Origin of the sequence: Pseudomonas fluorescens (assembly GCF_000967965.1) — a bacterium.
GTDB lineage: Bacteria > Pseudomonadota > Gammaproteobacteria > Pseudomonadales > Pseudomonadaceae > Aquipseudomonas > Aquipseudomonas grandcourensis.
On the sequence record NZ_LACC01000026.1, the window covers coordinates 1 to 21996 of the forward strand.

Sequence of the window (21996 nt, forward strand, 5' to 3'; positions counted from 1 at the left end):
GGTTGGCAAGCGGCCCTGCAACGGGAACTGCGGCGGGTACCAGACGGGGGCGTGTTTCACTTCGGACATGACGAGGGCTCCGGCAATTGCAACGGGGTCTTGATCGGATATTCAGGGCTGCCGTAGGCGTAGCAGGAGGTGGTGACCTGCAGTTCGTCGCAGGGCAGGAAGTGCACGGTGAGGCCGCAGACTTTTTGGCCGGTGTAGTCGGGGATGGGGACTACTTGGGTGTGTTGGCGTTTTCGCGCATCGATTTTGTCAAGCCAGGCGTCGTATTTAGCCTCATCGGAGAGACCTGGATTGTCATACGAATAAGCAACTCCCGTCTCCCATTCGACGCGTACTGTCATGCCCGGTTGCCAGCGCGAAGGCGCGATGTAACAGCACCCCCCGCCCCCTCCTTGATACGGACCGATGATGTCCAGCCCCGAATGGCCATTGACGCTAAATTGGTTGATGGCCCAATGGGTATGATTGATCGCTTCGAGGGTGCTTGCATGGACGAATTCTGTCTGCACCGTCAGGGCAAGTCCGATCAGGGCGCCAAGCAGCGAGCGCCCCGTGAGTATTGAGCCAGTTGCATTTACTGCACGGCGAAACGTCACTTCAAACCAATGCATCGTTAACCTCACCGCCCTTGGCGTCATAAGCGTCCCAGATCTCATCAATGGCTCGATGCACTTCGGCGAGACGTTCGGCGTCCATCACCGGTGGCGTTGAAGGTGAAGTCTCGATAGCGGGTGCGGTCGTGCCCCCCGCCAGTCGAACGGCACCCTCTTCCCCATACAGCGCCAGATCCCGACGGCCGAAGTCACCGAAGAACACCATGCGCTCGTTGAAATAGTGACCTCCGGGCTCACGCCCAAACTTATAGAGAAACCAGGCCCTTGAGTCGTGGACCTGATCGTCGAACAGGGCACGTAGCAGACCCTCGGGCTGCGTGGCGTTGAGGTACTCAGCCACATGCCCTCGGGTGTTTTCGTCGCGGTGGTTGCCCCAGTCCGTGGGAGGCGGGAACAACCGGCTGACCAAGGTTCGTCCCGCGGCTTTGATGCGCTGGCGCTCGGCACGGGCCAATTCGGTGGACAGAAACGAGAACTGGGGCAGCGCCAGCTGGAGCATGAGCAACGCGATATTGCCCAGCTTTTCGGTGCCCCGGTAGGCGGCGGCGAATTCCTCGGCGGCTTCGCGCAACTGGGTTTGCGCCATGTCGGCATCGAAGTCCTTGACCCCGGGGTCCTGCGGCGCTTTCTCGGTACGCCCAAGATGTTCGAGAAGCTGTTGCACCTTCCGTTGGGCCTCAATTTTCTGCTGCTCGGTTTCGCGCCGGGCCTTGGCCGCCTTGCGATCTTGCGGATCAGCCTCTTTGTCGCTGGCCTTGCGGTAGAAATTGGTTTCGATCAGGCTGGCGAAGCCATAACGGTCGATGCGCCAGGCGGTGATCCAGCCCACTTGCGCGTGCAGAGCTTGTTCCAGGCTTTCGCTGGCGCGGAGTGGTCCATAGTGTTCGGATTGTTCGATGGAGAGTGGGCGAAGTGCGGGGTCGAGGCCCAAAGTCACCTGTCGCCAGGCGTTGACGCGAGTTATCAGAGTTGGAGACACACCGAACTCTACTTCAACATCAGCCTCCATCGCTCGCCAACACTCATGGCTCATGTCTACTGGCAAGGAAGGTGGCGGAACTTTTAAGGGTGCACCATGAGTAAAAGCATCGGCATACAGATCGTGCAAAGCAATCTGGGACAGCAGCAGACGGTCATCCCTTCCAATAGCCTTCCCCTGATCCCCAGGCGGATACCCTCCACCCAGATCCGAATGCACCTCCGGATAAATCACTTCAACACTGTTGTCCGGATACCCCCCCTGCTTACGGCGAATCGATTCCAGCGGGAAACACAACCGCTGCTCATGGCTGGCGACCAGATGAAGGCAACGCTTGACCAACCCACTGGCGGGCAACTGCTGATTGCCATCGGCCCAGCTCATATGGCCGTTCGCCCCCGGAATGATATCGGCAAGACCCACCGAGGCCACGGTGTCCAGCAGCCCGAGGTATTCCACGCTCACCGGCAACTCCAGATCGAGCAGCTTCAGGCTCGACGTGCCCCGGGCCAACAGCTGATTCAGTGCGCTGACAAACGCTCGCGCCGCCGCGGCACCGCGAGAGAACCCGTACACGTAAAGCTTGAGCCCCAGCAGTCTGACCTGCCCGGGCTGGCGCTGCTGCAGGGCGATGCGTAATGGTCGGGACAGGGCGCTGAGCTGCTTTTGAAACTCGCGCTGGCGAATACCGAAGCTGCTCGCCCACTCCAGCCCCGGCAGGCTGCCCATGGCCCGGACCGCCGCCAGCAAACTGGTGTTGTCCAGCCGCGGCTGACCCAGCGTACGGCGCAGGGCGTCGAGGATCATCATCAGCGCCCAGTTGATGCGCTCCTCGCCATAGCTGGCGCCCGCCAGGCCGAACAGGTTGTAGTCCAGGTCGCCGACTTCGGCGAACGGCGTGCCGACGCCGGGCATGTAGTACTTGAAATACTGGCCGTTTCCGGTGCCTGGCGCATCGGTCAGGCCGCGGGCGGTGCTGGAGCCGTGGGTGGTGCCGCCGGCATGGCCGTCGCCAATGCTGGCGCGGAACAAACGCGCGACGTTGGTCGGATGTTTGGGGTTGGACAGGTACAGGTCATTGTTGAGGTTATTGCCGGTGCCGTCGAAGAACAGGCTGATGTGCACGGTTTTGCAGCAGGGTGGCAGTACGCGGCGACCTGCCGCGATGCACAGTGCATCGTGGTAGTCACGTTCCTGACTGTTCTGGCGATGCAGGTTCTGATGAACCTGCGCGGCCCGGGTGGGCAAGCGGCCCTGCAGCGGAAACTGCGGCGGGTACCAAACGGGGGCGTGTTTCACTTCGGACATGACGAGGGCTCCGGCAATTGCAGCGGGGTCTTGATCGGGTATTCGGGGCTGCCGTAGGCGTAGCAGGAGGTGGTGACCTGCAGCTCATCGCAGGGCAGGAAGTGCACGGTGAGGCCGCAGACTTTCTGGCCGGTGTAGTCGGGGATGGGGACTACTTGGGTGTGTTGGCGTTTATAGGAGCGCATTTCATCTCTCCAAGCTAAGTACTTGGGCCTATCAGCAAAACCGGGGAACCCATCGGGATAAGCCACTCCAGTCTCCCAATCGATCTGCACCGTCATCCCCGGTTGCCAGCGCGACGGCGCGATGTAACAACACCCACCGCCACCACCTTGGTACGCGCCGATAATGTCGATGCCCGAGCGTCCATCGACGCTGAATCGGTTGATCGCCCAATGGGTATGGTTGATGCCTTCGATCGTGCTGGCGTGGACGGTTTGCGTGAGCAAGGTCACGGCGAGGCCCCACAGGGTGCCGAGCAACGGGCGCCTCGTGAGCCTGATGTCGACTCTTTGTCGCGAATGGCGGACAGCCAACTCAGACCAGCGCATCGTTCACCTCGCCGCCGCTAGCGTCATAGGCATCCCAGATCGCGTCGATGGCGCGATGGACTTCAGCGAGGCGCTCGGCATCCATCACCGGTGGCGTTGAACGAACGGACTCGGACGTGGGTACGGTCTTGCCCCCCGCCAGTTGAACGGCACCCTCTTCTCCATATAGCGCCAGATCCCGACGGCCGAGGTCACCGAAGAACACCATGCGCTCGTTGAAATAGTGACCTCCGGGCTCACGCCCCAAGTTATAGAGAAACCAGGCCCGGGAGTCGTGGACCTGATCGTCGAACAGGGCGCGCAGCAGGCCCTCCGGCTGCGCAGCGTTGAGGTGTTCAGCCACATGCCCGCGGGTGTGTTCGTCGCGGTGGTTGCCCCAGTCGCTGGGGGCCGGGAACAACCGGCTGACCAAGGCTCGCCCCGCAGCTTTCATGCGCAGATGCTCGGCAAGAATACCTTCATAGGCCTGATAGGGTTGCTGACCCAGCGCCAGCAGGACCACGCGCCGGGCGATGGTGCGCGGCGATCCGGGGCTCCGGTAGGCCGCGGCGAACTCCTCGGCGGCTTCGCGCAACTGGGTTTGCGCCATGTCGGCATCGAAGTCCTTGACCCCGGGTTCAAACGGCGTTTTTGCTACATCCTCCCGGCGTTCGCGGTTGTGTTGTAGCTTGCGCCGGTCTTCGACTTCTTTCTGCTTGGCGTCGCGCTTGTCCTCGGCGTCCTTGCGCTCTTGCGGGTCGGCTTCTTTGTCGCTGGCCTCGCGGTAGAAGTCGGTGCCGATCAGGCTGCCGAACCCATAGCGGTCGATGCGCCAGGCGGTGATCCAGCCCAACTGGGTTTGCAGGGCCTGCTCCAGACTTTCGCTGGCGAGGAGTGGCTCGTAGTGTTCGATTTGTTGGAGGGTAAGCGGGGCCAGTGCGGGCTCAAGGGCGAGAGTCACCTGCCGCCAAGCGTTGAAGCGGCTCACCAAAATTTCAGAAACGTCATACTGCTCTTGCAAATCAAATTCCATCGCCCGCCACAAGTCCTGGCGTAACTCTATAGGTAGGGCATCCTTAGGTACTTTAAACGGTGCGCCATGAGCAAACGCGTCGGCATACAGATCATGCAAGGCGATCTGCGACAACAACAGACCGTCCCCCTCGATGCTGTCCACGCTAAAAGCCTTCCCCTGATCCCCAGGCGGATACCCTCCACCCTGATCTGAATGCACCCCCGGGTAGATCACCTCGACACTGTTCGCCGGGTAGCCCCCCTGCGCACGGCGAATCGACTCCAACGGAAAACACAATCGCTGCTCATGACTGGCCACCAGGTGCAAACAGCGCTTGACCAGGTTGGCGGGCAACTGCTGATTGCCATCGGCCCAGCTCATATGGCCGTTCGCCCCCGGGATGATATCGGCAAGCCCCACCGAGGCCACGGTGTCCAACAGCCCGAGGTATTCCACGCTCACCGGCAAGTGCAGGTCGAGCAGTCTCAGGCTCTGCGTGGCCCGGGCCAACAGTTGGTTCAGCGCACTGACAAACGCTCGCGCCGCCGTCGCACCGCGGGAAAATCCGTACACATAAAGCTTGAGCCCCAGCAGCTTGACCTGCCCGGGCTGGTGCTGCTGCAGGGCGATGCGCAACGGCCGAGTCAGGGCGGAGAACTGTTTGTAAAACTCACGAAGGCGGTTGCCGGAACCGGTCGCCCACTCCAGCCCCGGCAGGCTGCCCATGGCCCGGACCGCCGCCAGCAAACTGGTGTTGTCCAGCCGCGGCTGACCCAGCGTACGGCGCAGGGCGTCGAGGATCATCATCAGCGCCCAGTTGATGCGTTCCTCGCCATAGCTGGCGAGCGCCAGGCCCATCCAGTAGTAGTCCAGATCACCGACTTCGGTAAAGGGCGTGCCGACGCCGGGCATGTAGTACTTGAAAAACTGGCCATTGCCGGTGCCTGGTGCGTCGGTCAGGCCGCGGGCGGTACTGGAACCGTGAGCGGTGCCGCCGGCATGGCCGTCGCCAATGCTGGCGCGGAACAAACGCGCGACGTTGGTCGGGTGTTTGGGGTTGGACAGGTACAGGTCGTTGTTGAGGTTATTGCCGGTGCCGTCGAAAAACAGGCTGATGTGCACGGTCTTGCAGCAGGGTGGCAACACCCGGCGACCGGCCGCGATGCTCAAGGCGTCGTGGTAGTCATGCTCCTGACTGTTCTGGCGATGCTGATTCTGATGAACCTGCGCGGCCCGGGTTGGCAAGCGGCCCTGCAATGGGAACTGCGGCGGGTACCAGACGGGGGCGTGTTTTACTTCGGACATGACGAGGGCTCCGGCAATTGCAACGGGGTCTTGATCGGGTATTCGGGGCTGCCGTAGGCGTAGCAGGAGGTGGTGACCTGCAGCTCATCGCAGGGCAGGAAGTGCACGGTGAGGCCGCAGACTTTCTGGCCGGTGTAGTCGGGAACAGGAACCTTCTTGCTGTGCCGACGTTTCTGAGCCTCGATTTTGTCAACCCAAGCCAGATACTTGGGCCAATCACCAAAGCCGGGGTACCCCGCCGTGCTACCAGCTCCTGTTTCCCAGTCGACCCGTACTGTCATCCCCGGCTGCCAACGCGAAGGCGCGATGTAACAACATCCCCCACCCCCGCCTTGGTACGGACCAATGGCATCCAGACCCGAGCGGCCATTAACGCTGAACTGGTTGATAGCCCAATGGGTGTGATTGATGGCTTCGAGCGTGCTGGCCTGGGTGCTTTGAGCAAACAAAGCACCGATCAGAACGCAAAAGGTTGTCCCCCAATGACTAGCGACTGATGATTTAGGCATAGGCTTCATTTCGCGGGTTTCCACGGTGACTCCACTCCTGTGGTTCGCACCTTTTCAAGAACAAAGGCTTCTCGCTGAGACTCAGATAGCAACCCGGCTTCAGTTGCCTCGATCATGGCCACGTAGCAAGCGCGGAAACGACGTTCGGCGCCCCACTCCAAAGGAAAGGCATCCCTCAGTCGTTTCACGACCAAAGTGGCATCGCTGACACACCCAAGGATGTCCAATTGATCGTCACTGAGTTCGATGAGGCTGAAACACTCGGGCCTTTCCGGCGGTTGGCTGCTCCCCAGGAGGCGCTGCGGTGAGCCATCGCGATCGAGCCAGCTCCAGAACACCGCCGGGGCCAGCAGGATGTGCTGTTGAGCAGGTTCAAGCACGTGACTGAACAGCAACGGAAATACCCGCGGATCGTAGTAACGCAGAAGTCCCGGGTAGCCGCCGTTGACGGCTTCCAGGCAGCGCCCCAGGCACTCGGCCAAGTGCTGGAAAGGCCAATGGGAGGCCAGCACCAACAGTTGCGAGCCACCCCGCAGCGCCTGCATCAACCCGATCAGCCATTGCCGTTGCAGTGGCTGCGCCAGATCGATGCGCACCAACAACGGAGCCAGTTCATCGGCACCGGCCTCCGGTAACCCGGTGAACAATGAATGCCAGGGAATCGCCGGTTCGACACTGAGCACGCTGGGCAGCCACGGGGTGGCGCTGCCCGCCTGGTCGATGATGACGTCCAGGCAGCTGATAGAGGCCTTGGCGCAGGAGACTTCCAGCAGCTCCAGCCAATTTGTGTGAGCAACAGCCGTCATCCTCGTGCCTCCCTGAGAACGAAACCCTGAGCTTTCGCCTGAGCCTTCTTCAGGCACGCCTTGCACACCGAGCCTGGCAGTTCAGGCAACGGAAACGCTTCGCCGGCGGGCGGACTGAAAATGCATCGCCCGTAGAAGTCGATCACCTCTGGACTGAGGAATTGGATCCTGCCCTGCGGGGTAATCCGGATACAGCCTTCGCCGGAGCCCAGGGTGATGCCATTTCTGGCCGTCAGTTGCAGATGGCCCTGCACCGATTGCATGGTGATGTCGTGTTGGGCAATCAGGTTCATCAGGTCGCCATGGGATTCAATTTCCAGCGGTCCCTTGCCTGACACCAGGCGCATGCCTTCCTGCTGGGCCAGCAGGGAAATGCCTTGATTGGCGTGGGCAGACAAGCGTTGAGCAGCGGCCAGATTGATCTCGTTGTTGCTTTGCAGATAAAACGAATCACCGCTTTTCAACAGCGCACTGGCGGGTGTCACCGCGCTGATGCCGTTAGGCGCGCTGAGTAGAATCGCCGGGGCTTTGAGATCTTGAGTATCGGCTTGCAATTGCTGCAGACCGTCGATACCCGGCTGACGACTGTGGTGGGCCTGGGCGATGGTTTGCCAGTCGGCAATTTGCTGTTTCGCCCCGTCGATCTGGTTGGATGCACGCGCCATATCCAGCGCCGGGCCTTGCGCCTTGAGCTGCGCATCGGCACTGATGAAGACGCCCTTGCCGCCTCTGATGGCGCCCCAATCATCCGTACGCAGCTCAAACCCTTCCCCCCGCTTCTTCCGCTGGCCATCCACCAGATGCCCCAGATTCAGCTGACTCTTGCCGCCATACTCGGTACTGAGCTTGACGTGCTCCTGCCCCCGCGTGTCATCCATGCGCAACTTGTTGTTGGCCGGCGTGCGCAGCACGTTGCGGTGGTCGTTGCGCTGGGTCACCAGGTCCGGGTGCTGATCGTCGTGCAGGGCGTGGGCGATGTAGGGGCGGTCCGGGTCGCCCTGCTCGAAGGCGATGGCCACTTCGGTGCCGGCGATCAGTGGCAGGTGCAGGCCGTAGGTGTCGCCGGCGTAGGCGCGGGCCTGGCGCAGCCATTTGCTTTCGCGGCCGGCGGGCCAGGTGTCGCGGTCGAAGAGGAACTTGACCCGGTAGCGCCCTTGCATGTCGATTTCGGTGTAGAGGGGGTTGCTCTGGGGGTGGGTGATGCGTGCCGGCAGGGTGCCGGCGATCTGTGGTTTGGGTGGGACCTCTGGGCGAAAGCACAGGCGCAAGGCGTAGGGCATGGCCTCGAAATCGCAGGTCAGGCTGCGGTCGCGGGCGGCGCGGGTGGTGATCTTTGTGATCACCACCCGGGAGGCGAAGGCCTTGGGGGCGTCGCCGCTGATGGTCAGGACCTGGCCGGGGGCCAGGGTGGCGCTGCTGCTGGTGCCGCTCAGGTGGGTCTGGTTGTTGAGGTAGCGTTCGTGGCGCAGGCGCGCATAGAAAAAGCCGCTTTCGCTTTGCAGGTCTTCGTCGCGCAGGTGGGACTTGCCGAGCACGCGGTAGGGTTCGGCGTAGTGGTAGGCGTCGCCGTAGGTGTTATCGGCGACGCCACGGGTCGTGGCCACGCCGTGAGTGGTGGGCTCGCCGAGGGTCTGGTCGACCTCGCCGTCGAGGTAGGCGCGGCTGTCCTCGGGGTGATAGGCGCGCACGCTAACTTGCTGTTCCACCACCTTATGCCGGGTTTGCAGGGCCCAGACGCTGTCCTCGACGCTGTTGCTGAAGCCCGACGGCGAGCGCAGCGGCAGTTCGACGTCGAACTGGTAGCAGCGCTGGTCGTCGCAGAACTCGACGACGTCGAAGGCGAGCTCTTCGTGCTGGATGCAGCGGTACCAGATGCCGACCTCGGCCAGGATCCGGCTGATGAAAGCCAGGTCGCTTTCCTGGTACTGCATCACCTGCTCGCGCGGCGGGTACTCGCGCTTGAGGTTGAAGCGAAAGTGCCCGGTGTCCAGACCGTGGCGGTCGCGCAGAATGCTTTTGACGATGTCTGGCACGGACTGGTGCTGATAGATCCGCGTTTGCTGGCCGCGATCGAGCAGGGCCAGGCGCGGTTGCAGGGTGACTTCGTAGCGGGCTTCGTCGATTGAGCCGGACAGGCGCTGGCAGGCGGTGATGCGGCCATAGACGGTGCGCAGGGGCTTGGGCGGTTTGGGCACTTCCCAGTCGAACACGGGCACGTTGGACGGTGCGTCGTACAGGCTGAACTCGGCGTACTGGCCGATGAATTTTTCCGCGCCGATGTCGAGGTCGCTGGCGGTGAATTCGATGCGGTAAAGGTACGGTTGGCTCAGGTACTCATGGCCCTCGAAGGTGAGGACGTCGAGGTGGGTGTCGAGTTTGTCGATCTTGAGTGTGTGGCGGTTGTGGCCGAAGACAGGGTTCATGCTCGGCCCTCAGGTGCAACGACTGAAGGTCCGTCGGTGAATTGCAGCGTGATGCCCTCCTCTTCACTAAAGCCCAGGGTCACGCCAAGGGTTTTGTATTTGGCGGCCTGACGCTGCAGCAGCTGTTGGCTGAGCGCCGGCAGAATCTGCTGGTTGAGCAGGCTGTCGATGTTGCGCGCACCGGTGTCGGGCAGCAGGCAGGCGGCGACCAATGCATCGTGCAGGCCATCCTCGACCTGGCAGGTCAGGCCGTAATGGCTGTGCAGGCGCCTGGCGACCTTGGCAAGTTTCAAGGCGACGATATGCTTGAGCGCGTCGGCCAGCAGCGGGCGGTAGATCAGGGTCTGGAAGCGGGCGAGCAACGCCGGCTGGAAGTGCTCGCGCAGCAGCGGTCGCAGCCATTCGTGCAAGTCGCTGTCGCTGGCTTCGGGCTGTTCGCGCAGACCGTTTTGCAGCTCATCGCTGCCGAGGTTGGAGGTCATCAGGATGACAGTGTTGCGGAAGTCGATTTCACGTCCTTCGCCATCACGCATGAAGCCGCGGTCGAACACCTGGTAGAACAGGTTGAGCACGTCGCGGTGGGCCTTTTCCACTTCATCCAGCAGCACCACGCTATAGGGCCGCTGGCGCACCGCTTCGGTGAGCACGCCGCCCTGGCCGTAACCGACGTAACCCGGTGGCGAGCCCTTGAGCTGGCTGACGGTATGGGCTTCCTGGTACTCGGACAGGTTGAGGGTGATCAGCGATTTTTCGCCACCGAACAAGCAGTCCGCCAGCGCCAGGGCGGTTTCCGTCTTGCCGACGCCGCTGGTGCCGACCAGCAAAAATACCCCGAGCGGCGCCTGCTCTTCGGTCAGGCCGGTCTTGGCCGCGCGCAGGCGCTGCGCCAGGGCACCGAGGGCATGGTCCTGGCCAATCACTCGCTCGGCCAGTTGCTGTTCGAGGTCCAGCAGGCTGGCCTGTTCGTCCTTGAGCAAACTGCCCAGGGGCACGCCGGTCCAGTCGGCGATGACTTCGGCAACGCTGCATGCATCGACGTCGAGGGACAGCATTGGCTGGCTGCCCTGGGCCCGCAGCAATTGCTCCTGCAGTTTCGCGCAGAGGTCGCTGCGGACCGGTTCAGCCTGACGGGCATCGAGCAATTGACAGGTCAGGTCGAGTTCGTAGCGGTACTGGTGCAGCAGGTCATCCTGCTGTTGTTGCAGCTCGACCTGCTGCCCGGCGATCAGCGTCAATCGTTCGCTCAAGTCGCTGCCATTGAGTTGCACATCCTGTTCCAGTGCGCGCCGCTCCAGCTCCAGCGCGGCATGCCGGGCCTTGAGCCGCACCAGTGCCTGGGGCTCGCAGTCGAGGCTCATGCGCACCCGCGCGCTGGCGGTGTCGAGCAGGTCGACGGCCTTGTCCGGCAGCTGGCGGCCCGTGAGGTAGCGCCGCGACAGGCTGACCGCGGCCTGCACCGCCGCGTCCTGAATGTGCACGCCGTGATGGCTGGCGTAACGGGCCTTGAGGCCGCGCAGCATCAGGCAGGCGCTGGCATCGTCCGGCTCGTCGACCTTGACCATCTGGAAGCGCCGCTCCAGGGCGGCATCGCGCTCGAAGTACTGTTTGTATTCGCTCCAGGTGGTCGCGGCGATGGTGCGCAATTCGCCTCGCGCGAGGGCCGGCTTGAGCAGATTCGCCGCATCCGCCCCGCCCGCCTGGTTACCGGCGCCGATCAGGGTGTGAGCCTCGTCGATGAACAGCAGCACCGGGTTGGCCGCCTGCTGCACGGCGTCAATGACGTTTTTCAGGCGTTGTTCGAATTCGCCTTTTACCCCGGCGCCTGCTTGCAGCAGGCCAAGGTCCAGGGTGCGCACGCTGACTGCCTTGAGGCTGTCCGGCACGTTGCCATCGGCAATGCGCAGGGCCAGGCCTTCGACCAGCGCGGTCTTGCCGACGCCGGGCTCGCCGACGAGGATCGGGTTGTTCTTGCGCCGCCGGCTGAGGATGTCGATGACCTGGCGGATTTCATCGTCACGCCCGAACACCGGGTCGATCTGCCCGGCCCGCGCCTTGGCGGTGATGTCCTGGGTGAACCTGTCCAGTACCGCTTGCAAGGCATCGTGCACGGCAGCTCCGGGGACAGGTAACGCCGGGGGCTGGTCCAACGCACTTTGCTGTTGGACTTGCGGGCGTTCTTCGGAGTGTTGATCGAGCAGCGTCGACAGCTGCTGCAACTGGATTTCACTGAGGCTCAGCATTAGCCAGGCCGCATCGCTATCCAGCAGTTGCGGACTGTCCTGCAGCGCGCCCAGCAGGTGCGCCGATCGCAAGCTGTCATGCCCTTCCAGCGACGCGCGCAACCAGGCGCTCTCGATCAGTTTGTGCAACTTGCCGCACAACTGCGGCTTGCCTTGCACGCTGCGCGGCAGACTGTCGAGATGGTCAAGCAGACCGCGCCACAGTGCGTCCATGTCCCATTCATGACGACGGGCGATCAGGGTCAGGTCGCCCTCGCCCTGCTCCAGCAACTTGAGCAGCCAGTGTTCGATGCTGATTTGCCCATGGGCTCGGCTTTGACACAAGGAGGCCGCTGCACTGAGCGCCTGGGCGCAGTAAGGATTGAGGCGGCGAAGCAGGCGCGTGGAGTTGTCGGTCATGGAGGTACGTCCTTGTGCTGAAGGGTCAGCGGATAGTCGGTCAGGGCGATGGAAAGTGTCGGGATGGGCTGGGTTGAACGTCCGCGCACAGACGCTCAACCCAGTGCACCGGAACCAGCAGGCAGAGGCCTGCCTGCTGGTTATTCAACGTTACCCTCTACTACGTTTGTCCCATTTATCGTCGTGTTTGAGGTTTCCGTCCTTGAAGTCCCAGAAGATCTCCTCGTAGCGCAACTCAACCTCTTCCAGGTGGTTGAGTTTCGCCTTGTCCGGATCTTTGACGTCGTGCATTTTCGACTCGACCTTCACTACCTTCACTTTTTTAAGCAGGGTGTTGTAGTACTCGACTTCCTGGCCAGCGTCGTCGATGCGATAAAATTTGAACTCGGCGCTCTCGAGTGTCTGGCCTGTAGTAGCAGCCTTATAGAGGTATGTGCTGGAAGCATCGATTTCCTTAGTGAACACGTACGGAGCATGGGTCCGCGTACCGGTCAATTTTCCGGTGTTATCGTCGCTGGCGATGTAGACGCTGTGGTTGTGAGCGACCACCTCGATACTGCCTTCGCGACCTTGCACGGTCACTGAACCTTTAATGTCCGCACCGCCGTCATTTTTCAGCCACAGGTAAACGGGAATTGCCATGTGAAGCTCCTTTTCTCAGTACACAAATGCCGCGTTTGCGGCAGGGAGTTGAACGTCGGCCCCGGCCGTGGGTAGCGCGCAGGCCCCCGCTTCCGGCACCAGACGGATATCGACGCGACGGTTGGCCTGACGCCCCGCCTCGGTGTCATTGCTCGCGATTGGCTGGCTCTTGCCAAAGCCCTGCACCGCGAAGCAGCTGTCGGGGATGCCGCCCATGCGTTGCATCCACTCACGTACCGCTGCCGCCCGAGCACGGGACAAGTGCAGGTTGTGTTCGTCGCTGCCCACGGCATCGGTATGCCCGGCGATGACGATCAGCCAGCCAGGCTGGGCCTTGATGCCGACCAGGGCATCGATCAGCACCCTGGTTGATTCGGGCTTGAGCCGGGCGCTGGCACTGCTGAACAGCGACAGACTGTCCAGGCGCACCGTTCGCGCGGTACGTGCCGCCAGCGGGCGGGTCGACGGTTGCTTGTGATCGGCTATGGTCGTCAACACCCGGTCACGCAGGCGCTCGCCGTGATACAGGCCAAAACCCAGAGCCATGGGGGCGCCCAGGCGGTAGTAGGCGTCAAGGCGAACCGCGTCCTCGCGCAGCACGTTCAACGCATCCTCACGCCGGGCGAATTCGGCTTGCTCAAGACGCGTCGGCGGGGCAATGGACGTGTAGCGCCGCAGGTCGTCACTGACCTGGCGCAGCAGCAAGGTGTTCTGCCAGGCCGAGCTGATCAGGGCGACAACGGTGGCAAACGTGAACCCCCATACCGCGATCACGATTGCGCCACGCTTGGGTGATGGTTGAGGCTGCCGGGGCAGCAGACTCAGCAGAGGGTCAGGAAACGGCAACGGCTCCCCCGTTTCCTGTATAGCGCCATCGGCGTCCAGCAGCGCGGTCTTGTCCCGCTGCCATTGCCGCCACAAGTTGCCGGGCACATAACCGGGCAGTGTCGGCACCAGGGTGCAGGCCCACACCAGCGGCAGGCCGATAGCGTGGCGACCTTCACGGCGGGTGAAGTGCGCCAGGACATGTTCGTCCAGCCAGGCAGCTGCACTGTTGAGCTGGATGCCGGCCTGCAAACGTTGGGTATGGACTTCACTGCAAGCGGACTGCCGGTACCAGTCGTTCGGGCTGAAGCTGGTCCCCGCCTGCAGAATGTTGCAGCGGTCCTGGCCGGCGCCCCAACTGAACCAGGCCCCTTTGGCTGCAGGGGACTGCAGATAGCTGACCAGCATCAACGGCAAGCTAAAGCCGCGCTTGCGCGTCAGCGCGACCTGATGATTGAAGGTGCGCACCTGCCCGGCCAGCACCCCGGCATTGGTGTGCTCGCCCGGGTTGACGACAAACATCACACTGAGCTGTCCGCCCCACTGGGGACGCAAGGTCATGATGCTGTCGACCAGCCCCGGCAGCTGTTCCACACGGGAGACCCGCAAGTAACATCCCTGCTCGGTCAAGCGCTGCGCAGGATGATCGGCGCCCCCCTCGCCAAACAGGCCGGACAGGCCGTCGCCACAGACCAGCACCACAGGATGGCGGTAGTTCGCCGGTGGCATTGCGAAATCATCGAGCGAACCGGGCAGGTCCCGTTGCAGCGCTGCCTGACGCACTGCCCGGCCCCACGCCAGCGCAACACTGCCGACAACGATCAAGACCCCGACCACACGCGTCCATCCGCCAAGCGGGATGATCGCCAGCAGCATCAAGGCCAGCGCCCCTGCCCACAGCCAGAGCCCTTGTTTGAGTTTGAGCGTCATTGGCTCACCTCAGGCTGCTGCGGACAATAGCGTCGCCACAAGACTACCCAACCACTGATCGAGCCCGTACCAGACACCGACCAGCAACAGGCCGGCTACCAGGGCATTGACCAGGGGCGAGCGCAGGCCCGGGCTCACCGTAAGGCCTCGACCGCCGCTGACCGTTGCGGTCGACCGCCGATGCAATTGCAAAGGGGCGACCCGTTCATTCAGGGTGGTCAACAGTTGCTCGCGCTCCGGATCATTGATATCGGCATAAAGACCCTTGAAGCCCAGGGTCAATACCCGTTGGAACGCAGTCAACACAAGCGGATCCGCTGCGGGTTCGCGCAGCACCTCACGCATGTCCTCATAAAGGAACACCCCGGCCTGATGGCGATTGAAAAACTTCGTTTGCAAGGGTTCGCTGGCCCAGCGCGAATGGGCATTGTCGCGGGTGAGGTTGAGCATGGTTTCATCCAGCAACGCGCATTGCGCATGGCTGATATGGTCGATGCTGCGTTGCGTCAGCCCCGCCTCTGCAAGCGACTGGCGAAGGCGTTCGACTTGCTGCACGCACAACGCTTTGACTTCATCGCTGTTCTGCGCCGAGGCACCCAGCCGCAACTCGACCACCAGCAGGTAGCTGTCCTGCAGCAATGCGTCGATATCAACCGCGTCGTGTTTTTTCGTTTCGATCAGGTTCATGCACGTAGTACCGCGAACAGTTCAAGTTTGACGTCGGCCAGGGTGCTCGGGACGTAGAAGGCACAAACGCCCTGAGCCAGAATGGCTTTGCCCTTGACATGGTTGAGGTCGAGGGCGAAGTACTGGTTTTCCAGGCGCAGGGGAATGGCCGCCGGCACATGGCTGAGGGACTGCAACGGCACGCCGTCGAGGGCGGCGTTGACCAGTTGATCGACTTCGTCCGGTGTACCGATCTTGCACAGGCGCGGGAACTGGCTCTGCAGTTGCACCGCTGGCAGGCGGCAACGCACCGACAGGTAGAAGTCGGCGCTGTCTGGCTCGCGCAGTCGATGGTCATCGAGGCGCACCTGCCAGCGATTGGCCGAACTTTCTTCAAGGTCCAGGGCAATGACCCGCGAAGGCAGGCTGGCCTCCAGCAAGGTGGAAATCATGCGCAAAAGTGGCGGGAACACACTTTCCAGGTCTTCGTGGCGGTAAGGCGGAATCTGCTCGACATCGTGTTCGAGGGAAAAGGTCAGCAGGCTGCCGGCCAGTTTCGTCAACTCCAGATAGACCTGCTCGGGAGGTCGCGCAGGCCAGGCCTTGAGATCGGCCAACACCGGCTGGTAAGTGTTCAAGGCATTGAGCAGCCAGAACAATGACACGTCGGCAACGGCGAAGTCGGCCATGCGTTGATTGCTTTCGCGGCGCATGCCCATCAGTCGCTGGCGTTTGGAGGACAGCTGGCTCAACAGGTTATCCAATTGCGTCAGCAACCCCGGGTGCGCGGCGAAACTGAGCAACGGCGGAATGTAATCGGGGTCAAGGCTCCAGGCGCCCTGCCCGTCGCGCATCAACCGTGCGATGGGACAGGTCAGGTAATCGCCGTTCTCGTCGTGCTCGAAGCGCAGGCTCAGCACCTGTTCCAGCACGCCGACCGATTGCACCTCATCGGTGTAGATGTCCTGCACCCGTCGCCAGTCCTGGCGATATCGGGTAGGCCGATCCCCTTGCCCGCCATCGAACAGGCAGTTGTTGCCATTGGCCTGCTCCAGCGGCAGGGCCAGCAGCAAGGTAGCTGTCTGGCTGTCACCGGTCTGCAGGCGCGACAGGTCGAGACCGGGGGGCAGCCGATCCACTTGATCGCTGTCGATCAGGGTACCGTCCGGCATCCGCAGATTGAGCCGGGTGGCCTTGAGCGTGCCCAGGCGCAGAGCTTCCAGGTCGAAGGCGACACTGCGAACGCCCCAAGGGTGCACCAGGCAAAGACGAGCCAGGCACTCGTTGGCCCAGGCCTCCCAGCGCGCCTGCTGCTGGAATTGCTGTGGGGACAGCAATGCCCCCGCGGCCCACAAGGGGCGGTCGATTTTCATGAGGTCGTATCCCTACGAAGTGGCGTGGGTGTGAGCAGGAATCAGGCTTTCGCCTTGGGCATCTGCGAAACCAGCGACAGGTTGACGTCCATGCCTTCCACCTGGAAATGCGGCACGGCATACAACTTGACGCGGAAGAAGCCCGGGTTGTCCTCGATGTCTTCGACGGTGACCCGGCCAGCCCGCAACGGGTGCGAAGCCTGCAGCGAGTCGCCCGGATCGTTCATCTCGGTGACCAGCCCGCTGACCCACTTGTTCAACTCCAGCTCCAACAAACGGCGATCCTTGGTGGTGCCGATGTTTTCGCGCTGGATCAGCTTCAGGTAATGGGCAATGCGTGACAGCAGGAAGATGTACGGCAGGCGCGCATTGATCCGGCTGTTGGCGGAGGCCTCCGGGGTGTCGTACAACGCCGGCTTCTGCGTGGAGTTGGCCGAGAAGAAGCACGCATAGTCACGGTTCTTGTAGTACGACAGCGGGATGAAACCGAGGTTGGCGAACTCGAACTCGCGAGTTTCCGGAATCATCACTTCCGAAGGAATCTTCACCTGATTGCCAGTGCCCAGATCGTACAAGTGGATCGGCAGGTCGGTGACCGCGCCGCCAGACTGCGGACCGCGGATCTGCACGCACCAGCCGTTGGCGATGAAGCTCTTGACCATGTTGGCAGCGAAGGCGAACGAGGCGTTGGTCCATAGGTACTTGTCGTGGTCCGGCCCCTTGACGCTTTCGATGTAGTTGAAGCTGCGCACCGGAACGGTGTCCGGGCCATAAGGCAGACGGCCCAGCACTCGGGGCATGAGCAAACCGATGTATCGCGCATCATCGCTGTCGCGGAACGCTTTCCACTTGAGGTATTCGGCACGGTCAAAGTAGTTGCCGATGTCTTTGATGGCGGCCACTTCTTCCATAGAGCGCTTGCCAAAAAAGGCTGGGCCGACGGAGCCAATGAAAGGCATGTGCGCTGCTGCCGAGACTTTGGAAATACTGCGCAGCAAGGCAATGTCTTGCGGGCTGCGGTCGAATTCGAAGTTGGAAATGGCAGCGGCGATCGGCTCACCGCCCGGTGTGTCGTACTCCTGGGTGTAGGTATGCATGTACAGACCGCTTTGCGCGATCTCTGGTGCATCCTCGAAATCCTGGACCAGGTGATCCTTGCTGATATCCAGCAATTCGATCCGCACGTTCTGGCGGAAATCGGTCTGATCGATCAACGATTTCACGCCGCGCCAGGTGGACTCGACCCGCTGGAAATCCGGGTGATGCATCACAGCGTCCAATTGGCGGCTGATTTGCGCATCCAGCGATGCGATATGTTCATCCAGCAGTGTCCGGTCCAGACGCCGGACCTTGCGCGAAGACTGCTTTATCAACTTCAGGAAAACACTGACCGCAGCGGTAACACGCTCATCGACAGAAACGTCCGACAGTGCCTCGGAGCTTTGAAACATTTCAATCTCGCCCAACGCTTTTACCGGATTGAGATTGATCTTGCCAAACAGTGCGCCATACACACCCTGGCTTTCTTCAGGCAACACCGTAGTGCCACGCGATTGCATGTGAGAATGTTCGATAGACATTGTGAAAACTTCCTTTTAAACAGACCGAGGTTAATTAACGAACGGCTTGCGGAGCCAATGCAGCCAACTCGCCTCGCAGTTCGTCAGTCAGTGCCTCGTCCATGAGGATTCGCTCCAGCTCCAGACGAAACCTGGCATTGTCCAGAAGGTTGGACTTGAGGTCGCGCAGCAGGTTGCGCATTGCCAGCAGTGCGCGCAGCTGCGGAATTTGCCGGGCCACCTGCTCTGGCTCGAAATCCTTCATGCTCTGGAAACCCAGAACGACCTCCGCGTCGCTGGCATCCTCCACCAGGGTATTGGCCACCGCCAGCTTGAGCTCGGGAGAAAATTCGGCCAGTACGCTATCGAAGTTGTTCTTGTCGATGGCGACTTTGCTTCTCTCGGATAAAGGGCGCTGTTCCTTGCCGTTACTGTAGTCACCCATCACCATCAACTTGAGCGGCAATTCGGTTTTTTTCTGGGCATCGCCAGTATGCAAATCGAGTTTGATGTTGATTCGTGCCTTTGGCACTTCGTTTTGAAAACTACCAGAAGCCATAAATCCTCCTTGGATATTTGTAACTGCATGCACAGTTACAAATAATCAACTACAAAAATCTGGTTCAGCCATTGCATTGACATATCCAGACAAACTAACAGCCATCGTTCGCGACCTTGTCTCGGCCGCAAAAAAAATGAACCTTTTGAAGTGAAACTGCAATCAATGAAACAAAAGCTTAAAACTTTCCGGAGGCAATGGTGAACTATCGTACGAAGTCATTCTACCCACGACAAACATATAAAGACCGAACGCACACCGCGCTGGGAACTTACTTTCACTATAAAAAGCAATTTCCCTACGCTATTTAAGAAGTTTCCTACAAATAGCTTATTGGCGTGCTTTGAAGGCGACTCAATGCAGTCGCAGTGAAACCAGTCGATACGGTTTTCCAGGAAAACCAGGGGTGGGGTGGAATGTCATGACTGCCTGCGCCCGGTCCAGAACCGGGAACAGGCAGCACAGACCAGGCAGACTTCAGAATTTCTCTGCGATGTACTTGAACGGATAGTTCGGATCCCGATAGTTGCCGGGACTTTGGCGCTTGGGCAGCTTCACTTTCGCCCGCCGTACTTCTTCATAAGGAATACTGTTCAGCACATCGCTGATGATGTTCAGTCGCGCCCGTCGCTTGTCATTCGAGTTGGCAACCCGCCACGGGGCGAATTCGGTGTCGGTGGCCTCGAACATGTCGTCCCGGGCACGGGAGTAGTCGTACCAGCGGTTATAGGACTTGAGGTCCATGGGCGACAGCTTCCAGATCTTGCGCCCGTCGGTGATACGCTCCTTGAGGCGTCGGGTCTGTTCTTCCTGGCTCACTTCAAGCCAGTATTTGATCAGGATGATTCCCGATTCCACCAGTGCCTGCTCGACGCGCGGCACCACGGTGAGAAAATTGCGCACTTGTTCTTCGCTGCAAAAGCCCATGACCCGCTCCACACCGGCGCGGTTGTACCAGCTGCGATCGAAGATCACCACTTCACCAGCCGCCGGCAGGTGCGGCAGATAACGCTGCACATACATCTGGCTTTTTTCCCGCTCGGTCGGCGCCGGCAACGCCATTACCCGGAACACCCGCGGACTGACCCGTTCGGTGAGCGCCTTGATGGTCCCGCCCTTGCCGGCGCCGTCACGGCCCTCGAAGATGATGCAGACTTTGGCGCCCGTGTGCTGCACCCACTCCTGCAGCTTGACCATCTCGACATGCAGCTGCGCCAGCTCCTCGAGATACACTTTGTTCTTGAGCTTGCCGCTTTCAACCGGTTTGCTTTTGCTTGCCGCCTTCTTCTTCGCCATGCCCGTTAACTCCTTCAATGCGTCACATAGCGTCCGGAGCGCCCCCGGCCGCGTTCATTCAGCGTCGACTGCGCTGATAATGTTCAACCGCCAGTTCCAGGTTCAGGAACATGCGCGCCTCGCCCAGCGCATGGCCCAGGGGTGCCTTGATGACCATTTCCCATACGCTCGGGCTCATGCCCACCAGCCACAATGAAATGCCTTTTTCCTGCAGTTGCTGTTCCGCCCCGGTGAGCATTTTCAGCGCGGTGTATTCCAGGTCGAACACGCTGCGCAGGTCCAGGACCACGACCTTGGGGTTCGCCACGTCAATCAGCGGCCGGATCTTGTCGGCGATGCGCTCGGCATTGGCGAAGAACACCCGCCCTTCGGGCCTGAGCAACAGCAACCCGTCAAAGTGTTCGTCATCGATGTGCTCGGCGGACTGCGGTCGGTACACATTGGTGCCAGGCTTGCGTCCCAGGACATGCACGGGCGGGTCCGAGACCTGATAGGCCAGGGCCAGCAACGAGACGATGATCGCCACGACGATCCCTTGCAGCGTGCCCAGCAGTATCACGCCGATCATGGCCACCACGGCCCAGGCAAATTCGGTACGGCGAACCGACAGGATCTCGCGAAATTCCGCCGGCTCGATCAGGCCCACCGAATACACGATCACCACGGCAGCGAGCGTGGCGTTGGGCATCAGGCCAATAAGCGGTGCCAGCAGCAGGCACGTGCCCAGTGCCAGTGCGGCGGTGACCAGTGCGGCCAGTTGCGAACGGGCGCCGGCCAGGCGGTTCACCGCCGTCTGGGTGGTCCCGCCACCGGCGACCATGGCCCCGAGAAACGCACCGCCGATGTTGGCAACGCCCGTGGCCAGCAGCTCCCGGTTCGGTTGTGGCGCGGGCTCGTCACTGCGGGCAAACGCGCGCCCCGCCGCGATGGTTTCGGTGAAACTCATCAGCGCGATACCCATCGCCGAGGACCACAGGGTCTCGGCCATCGACCATACCGGCAGGGTCGGCGCGGGCAGTCCGATCGGCACCACGCCGACGGCGGACACACCAAAGCGCTCCAGACCAAACAGGCTCATGCCGATGATGCCAAGCGCCACCGCAATCAAAGGCGCTGGCAGTCGTGGTGTAAAGCGCTTCATTCCCACCAGCAGCAGGACCATGAACACGCCGACCGCCACGGTCGGCAGCGAGGCATGGCCGACGCTCTGGACCGTGGCCACCAGGTTGTGCAGGAAGCCGCCTTTGTCGATGTGCGTGCCCAACAGCTTGGGCAACTGGTCGAGCACGATGACCACGCCGATGCCGGCCTTGAACCCCACCAGCACCGGCTCGGAAATGAAATTGGCGACGAAACCCAGGCGCAGCAGCCCGGCGACAATCAGGATCGCGCCCACCATCAGGGCCAGCGTGGCGGAGCCGGCGAGCAAGGTCGCCGCATCGCCATCGGGGCTGAGCTGGCCCAACGCGGAGCCGGCGAGAATGGCCAGGGTGGTCGTGGTGCTGACGCTAAGCGGGCGCGACGTGCCGAGCACGGCATAGATCACCATCGGCACCAGCACCGTGTACAGCCCGACCTGCACCGGAAGGCCGGCAATAGTGGCGTACGCCAGCGCCTTTGGAATGACCACGGCCGCTGCCGTCAGCCCGGCGACCACATCGCCTCGCAGCCAGTCTGGCCGGTAGCTGCCGAGCCACTCCGGGATCAACAGGCTGCGCAAGGTTCCCCGCTGTGGGGTGCCTGGAATCCGCTCTTGCGGATGGCTGCCTTGTTGATTCATCAGTCACTCCAGTGGCAAATCGTCCCGTGCGGATGATGAGTGGGCTCAACTGACCGCACAATCCGTTAACTGCACGCATAACCATTGCAAACCTTCATCGGCATCGAAGCGCGTGTGCCAGCAAGCAATCCACGCAGACTCGACCAGTTACAAATGTAGCCGGTTTGCACGGCTACGCCGCCACATGGCTGGCGAAGGAGACAGACGCCCCACCATCACCACTAAAAAA

At 61.5% G+C, this 21996-nt stretch carries 16 protein-coding genes; all 16 read right to left on the reverse strand.

Going from position 1 to position 21996, the window contains the following annotated elements:
- Window positions 1-56: 56 nt before the first annotated feature.
- The gene (locus tag VC35_RS29095; RefSeq protein ID WP_080925355.1) at window positions 57-620 is read right to left on the reverse strand and encodes a Tli1a family immunity protein; all 564 of its coding nucleotides are present in this window, start codon (window positions 618-620) and stop codon (window positions 57-59) included.
- Window positions 607-2910 carry a T6SS phospholipase effector Tle1-like catalytic domain-containing protein gene (locus VC35_RS21150; protein WP_046042383.1) on the reverse strand — a complete coding sequence of 768 codons (2304 nt, stop codon included), beginning with the start codon at window positions 2908-2910 and terminating at the stop codon, window positions 607-609. The genes VC35_RS29095 and VC35_RS21150 overlap by 14 nt, the downstream gene beginning before the upstream one ends.
- Window positions 2898-3461: a Tli1a family immunity protein gene (locus VC35_RS21155; protein ID WP_080925356.1), complete on the reverse strand. Its 564-nt coding sequence runs from the start codon at window positions 3459-3461 to the stop codon at window positions 2898-2900. The genes VC35_RS21150 and VC35_RS21155 overlap by 13 nt, the downstream gene beginning before the upstream one ends.
- Entirely contained in the window at window positions 3448-5760 is a 2313-nt protein-coding gene (locus VC35_RS21160; protein WP_046042384.1) for a T6SS phospholipase effector Tle1-like catalytic domain-containing protein, read from the reverse strand. The genes VC35_RS21155 and VC35_RS21160 overlap by 14 nt, the downstream gene beginning before the upstream one ends.
- Window positions 5748-6269: a Tli1a family immunity protein gene (locus VC35_RS21165; RefSeq protein WP_046042562.1), complete on the reverse strand. Its 522-nt coding sequence runs from the start codon at window positions 6267-6269 to the stop codon at window positions 5748-5750. The genes VC35_RS21160 and VC35_RS21165 overlap by 13 nt, the downstream gene beginning before the upstream one ends.
- 5 nt (window positions 6270-6274) lie before the next feature.
- Complete coding sequence (locus tag VC35_RS21170; RefSeq protein WP_046042385.1) at window positions 6275-7075, reverse strand: toxin Tle1 chaperone Tla1; 801 nt, start codon at window positions 7073-7075, stop codon at window positions 6275-6277.
- Window positions 7072-9498: a type VI secretion system Vgr family protein gene (locus tag VC35_RS21175; RefSeq protein ID WP_046042386.1), complete on the reverse strand. Its 2427-nt coding sequence runs from the start codon at window positions 9496-9498 to the stop codon at window positions 7072-7074. The genes VC35_RS21170 and VC35_RS21175 overlap by 4 nt, the downstream gene beginning before the upstream one ends.
- Window positions 9495-12137 carry a type VI secretion system ATPase TssH gene (gene tssH, locus VC35_RS21180; RefSeq protein ID WP_046042387.1) on the reverse strand — a complete coding sequence of 881 codons (2643 nt, stop codon included), beginning with the start codon at window positions 12135-12137 and terminating at the stop codon, window positions 9495-9497. The genes VC35_RS21175 and tssH overlap by 4 nt, the downstream gene beginning before the upstream one ends.
- A 150-nt stretch (window positions 12138-12287) precedes the next feature.
- A complete protein-coding gene (tssD, locus tag VC35_RS21185; protein ID WP_046042388.1) occupies window positions 12288-12779 on the reverse strand; it encodes a type VI secretion system tube protein TssD in 492 nt (163 codons plus the stop codon).
- A 15-nt stretch (window positions 12780-12794) separates the two neighbouring features.
- Window positions 12795-14534: an OmpA family protein gene (locus tag VC35_RS21190; RefSeq protein WP_046042389.1), complete on the reverse strand. Its 1740-nt coding sequence runs from the start codon at window positions 14532-14534 to the stop codon at window positions 12795-12797.
- 9 nt (window positions 14535-14543) lie between these two features.
- Window positions 14544-15221: a type VI secretion system protein TssL, short form gene (gene tssL, locus VC35_RS21195; RefSeq protein ID WP_046042390.1), complete on the reverse strand. Its 678-nt coding sequence runs from the start codon at window positions 15219-15221 to the stop codon at window positions 14544-14546.
- Window positions 15218-16573 carry a type VI secretion system baseplate subunit TssK gene (gene tssK / locus VC35_RS21200; RefSeq protein WP_046042391.1) on the reverse strand — a complete coding sequence of 452 codons (1356 nt, stop codon included), beginning with the start codon at window positions 16571-16573 and terminating at the stop codon, window positions 15218-15220. The genes tssL and tssK overlap by 4 nt, the downstream gene beginning before the upstream one ends.
- Window positions 16574-16614: 41 nt before the next feature.
- A complete protein-coding gene (gene tssC, locus VC35_RS21205) occupies window positions 16615-18153 on the reverse strand; it encodes a type VI secretion system contractile sheath large subunit (RefSeq protein WP_046042392.1) in 1539 nt (512 codons plus the stop codon).
- 34 nt (window positions 18154-18187) lie between these two features.
- Window positions 18188-18691, reverse strand: a complete 504-nt coding sequence (tssB, locus tag VC35_RS21210) for a type VI secretion system contractile sheath small subunit (protein WP_046042394.1) — start codon at window positions 18689-18691, stop codon at window positions 18188-18190.
- Between the two features lie 477 nt (window positions 18692-19168).
- Window positions 19169-19987 (reverse strand): polyphosphate kinase 2, encoded by an 819-nt coding sequence (gene ppk2 / locus VC35_RS21215; RefSeq protein ID WP_046042395.1) that lies wholly within the window; start codon window positions 19985-19987, stop codon window positions 19169-19171.
- 58 nt (window positions 19988-20045) lie between these two features.
- A complete protein-coding gene (locus VC35_RS21220; protein ID WP_046042396.1) occupies window positions 20046-21767 on the reverse strand; it encodes a SulP family inorganic anion transporter in 1722 nt (573 codons plus the stop codon).
- Window positions 21768-21996 lie beyond the last annotated feature (229 nt).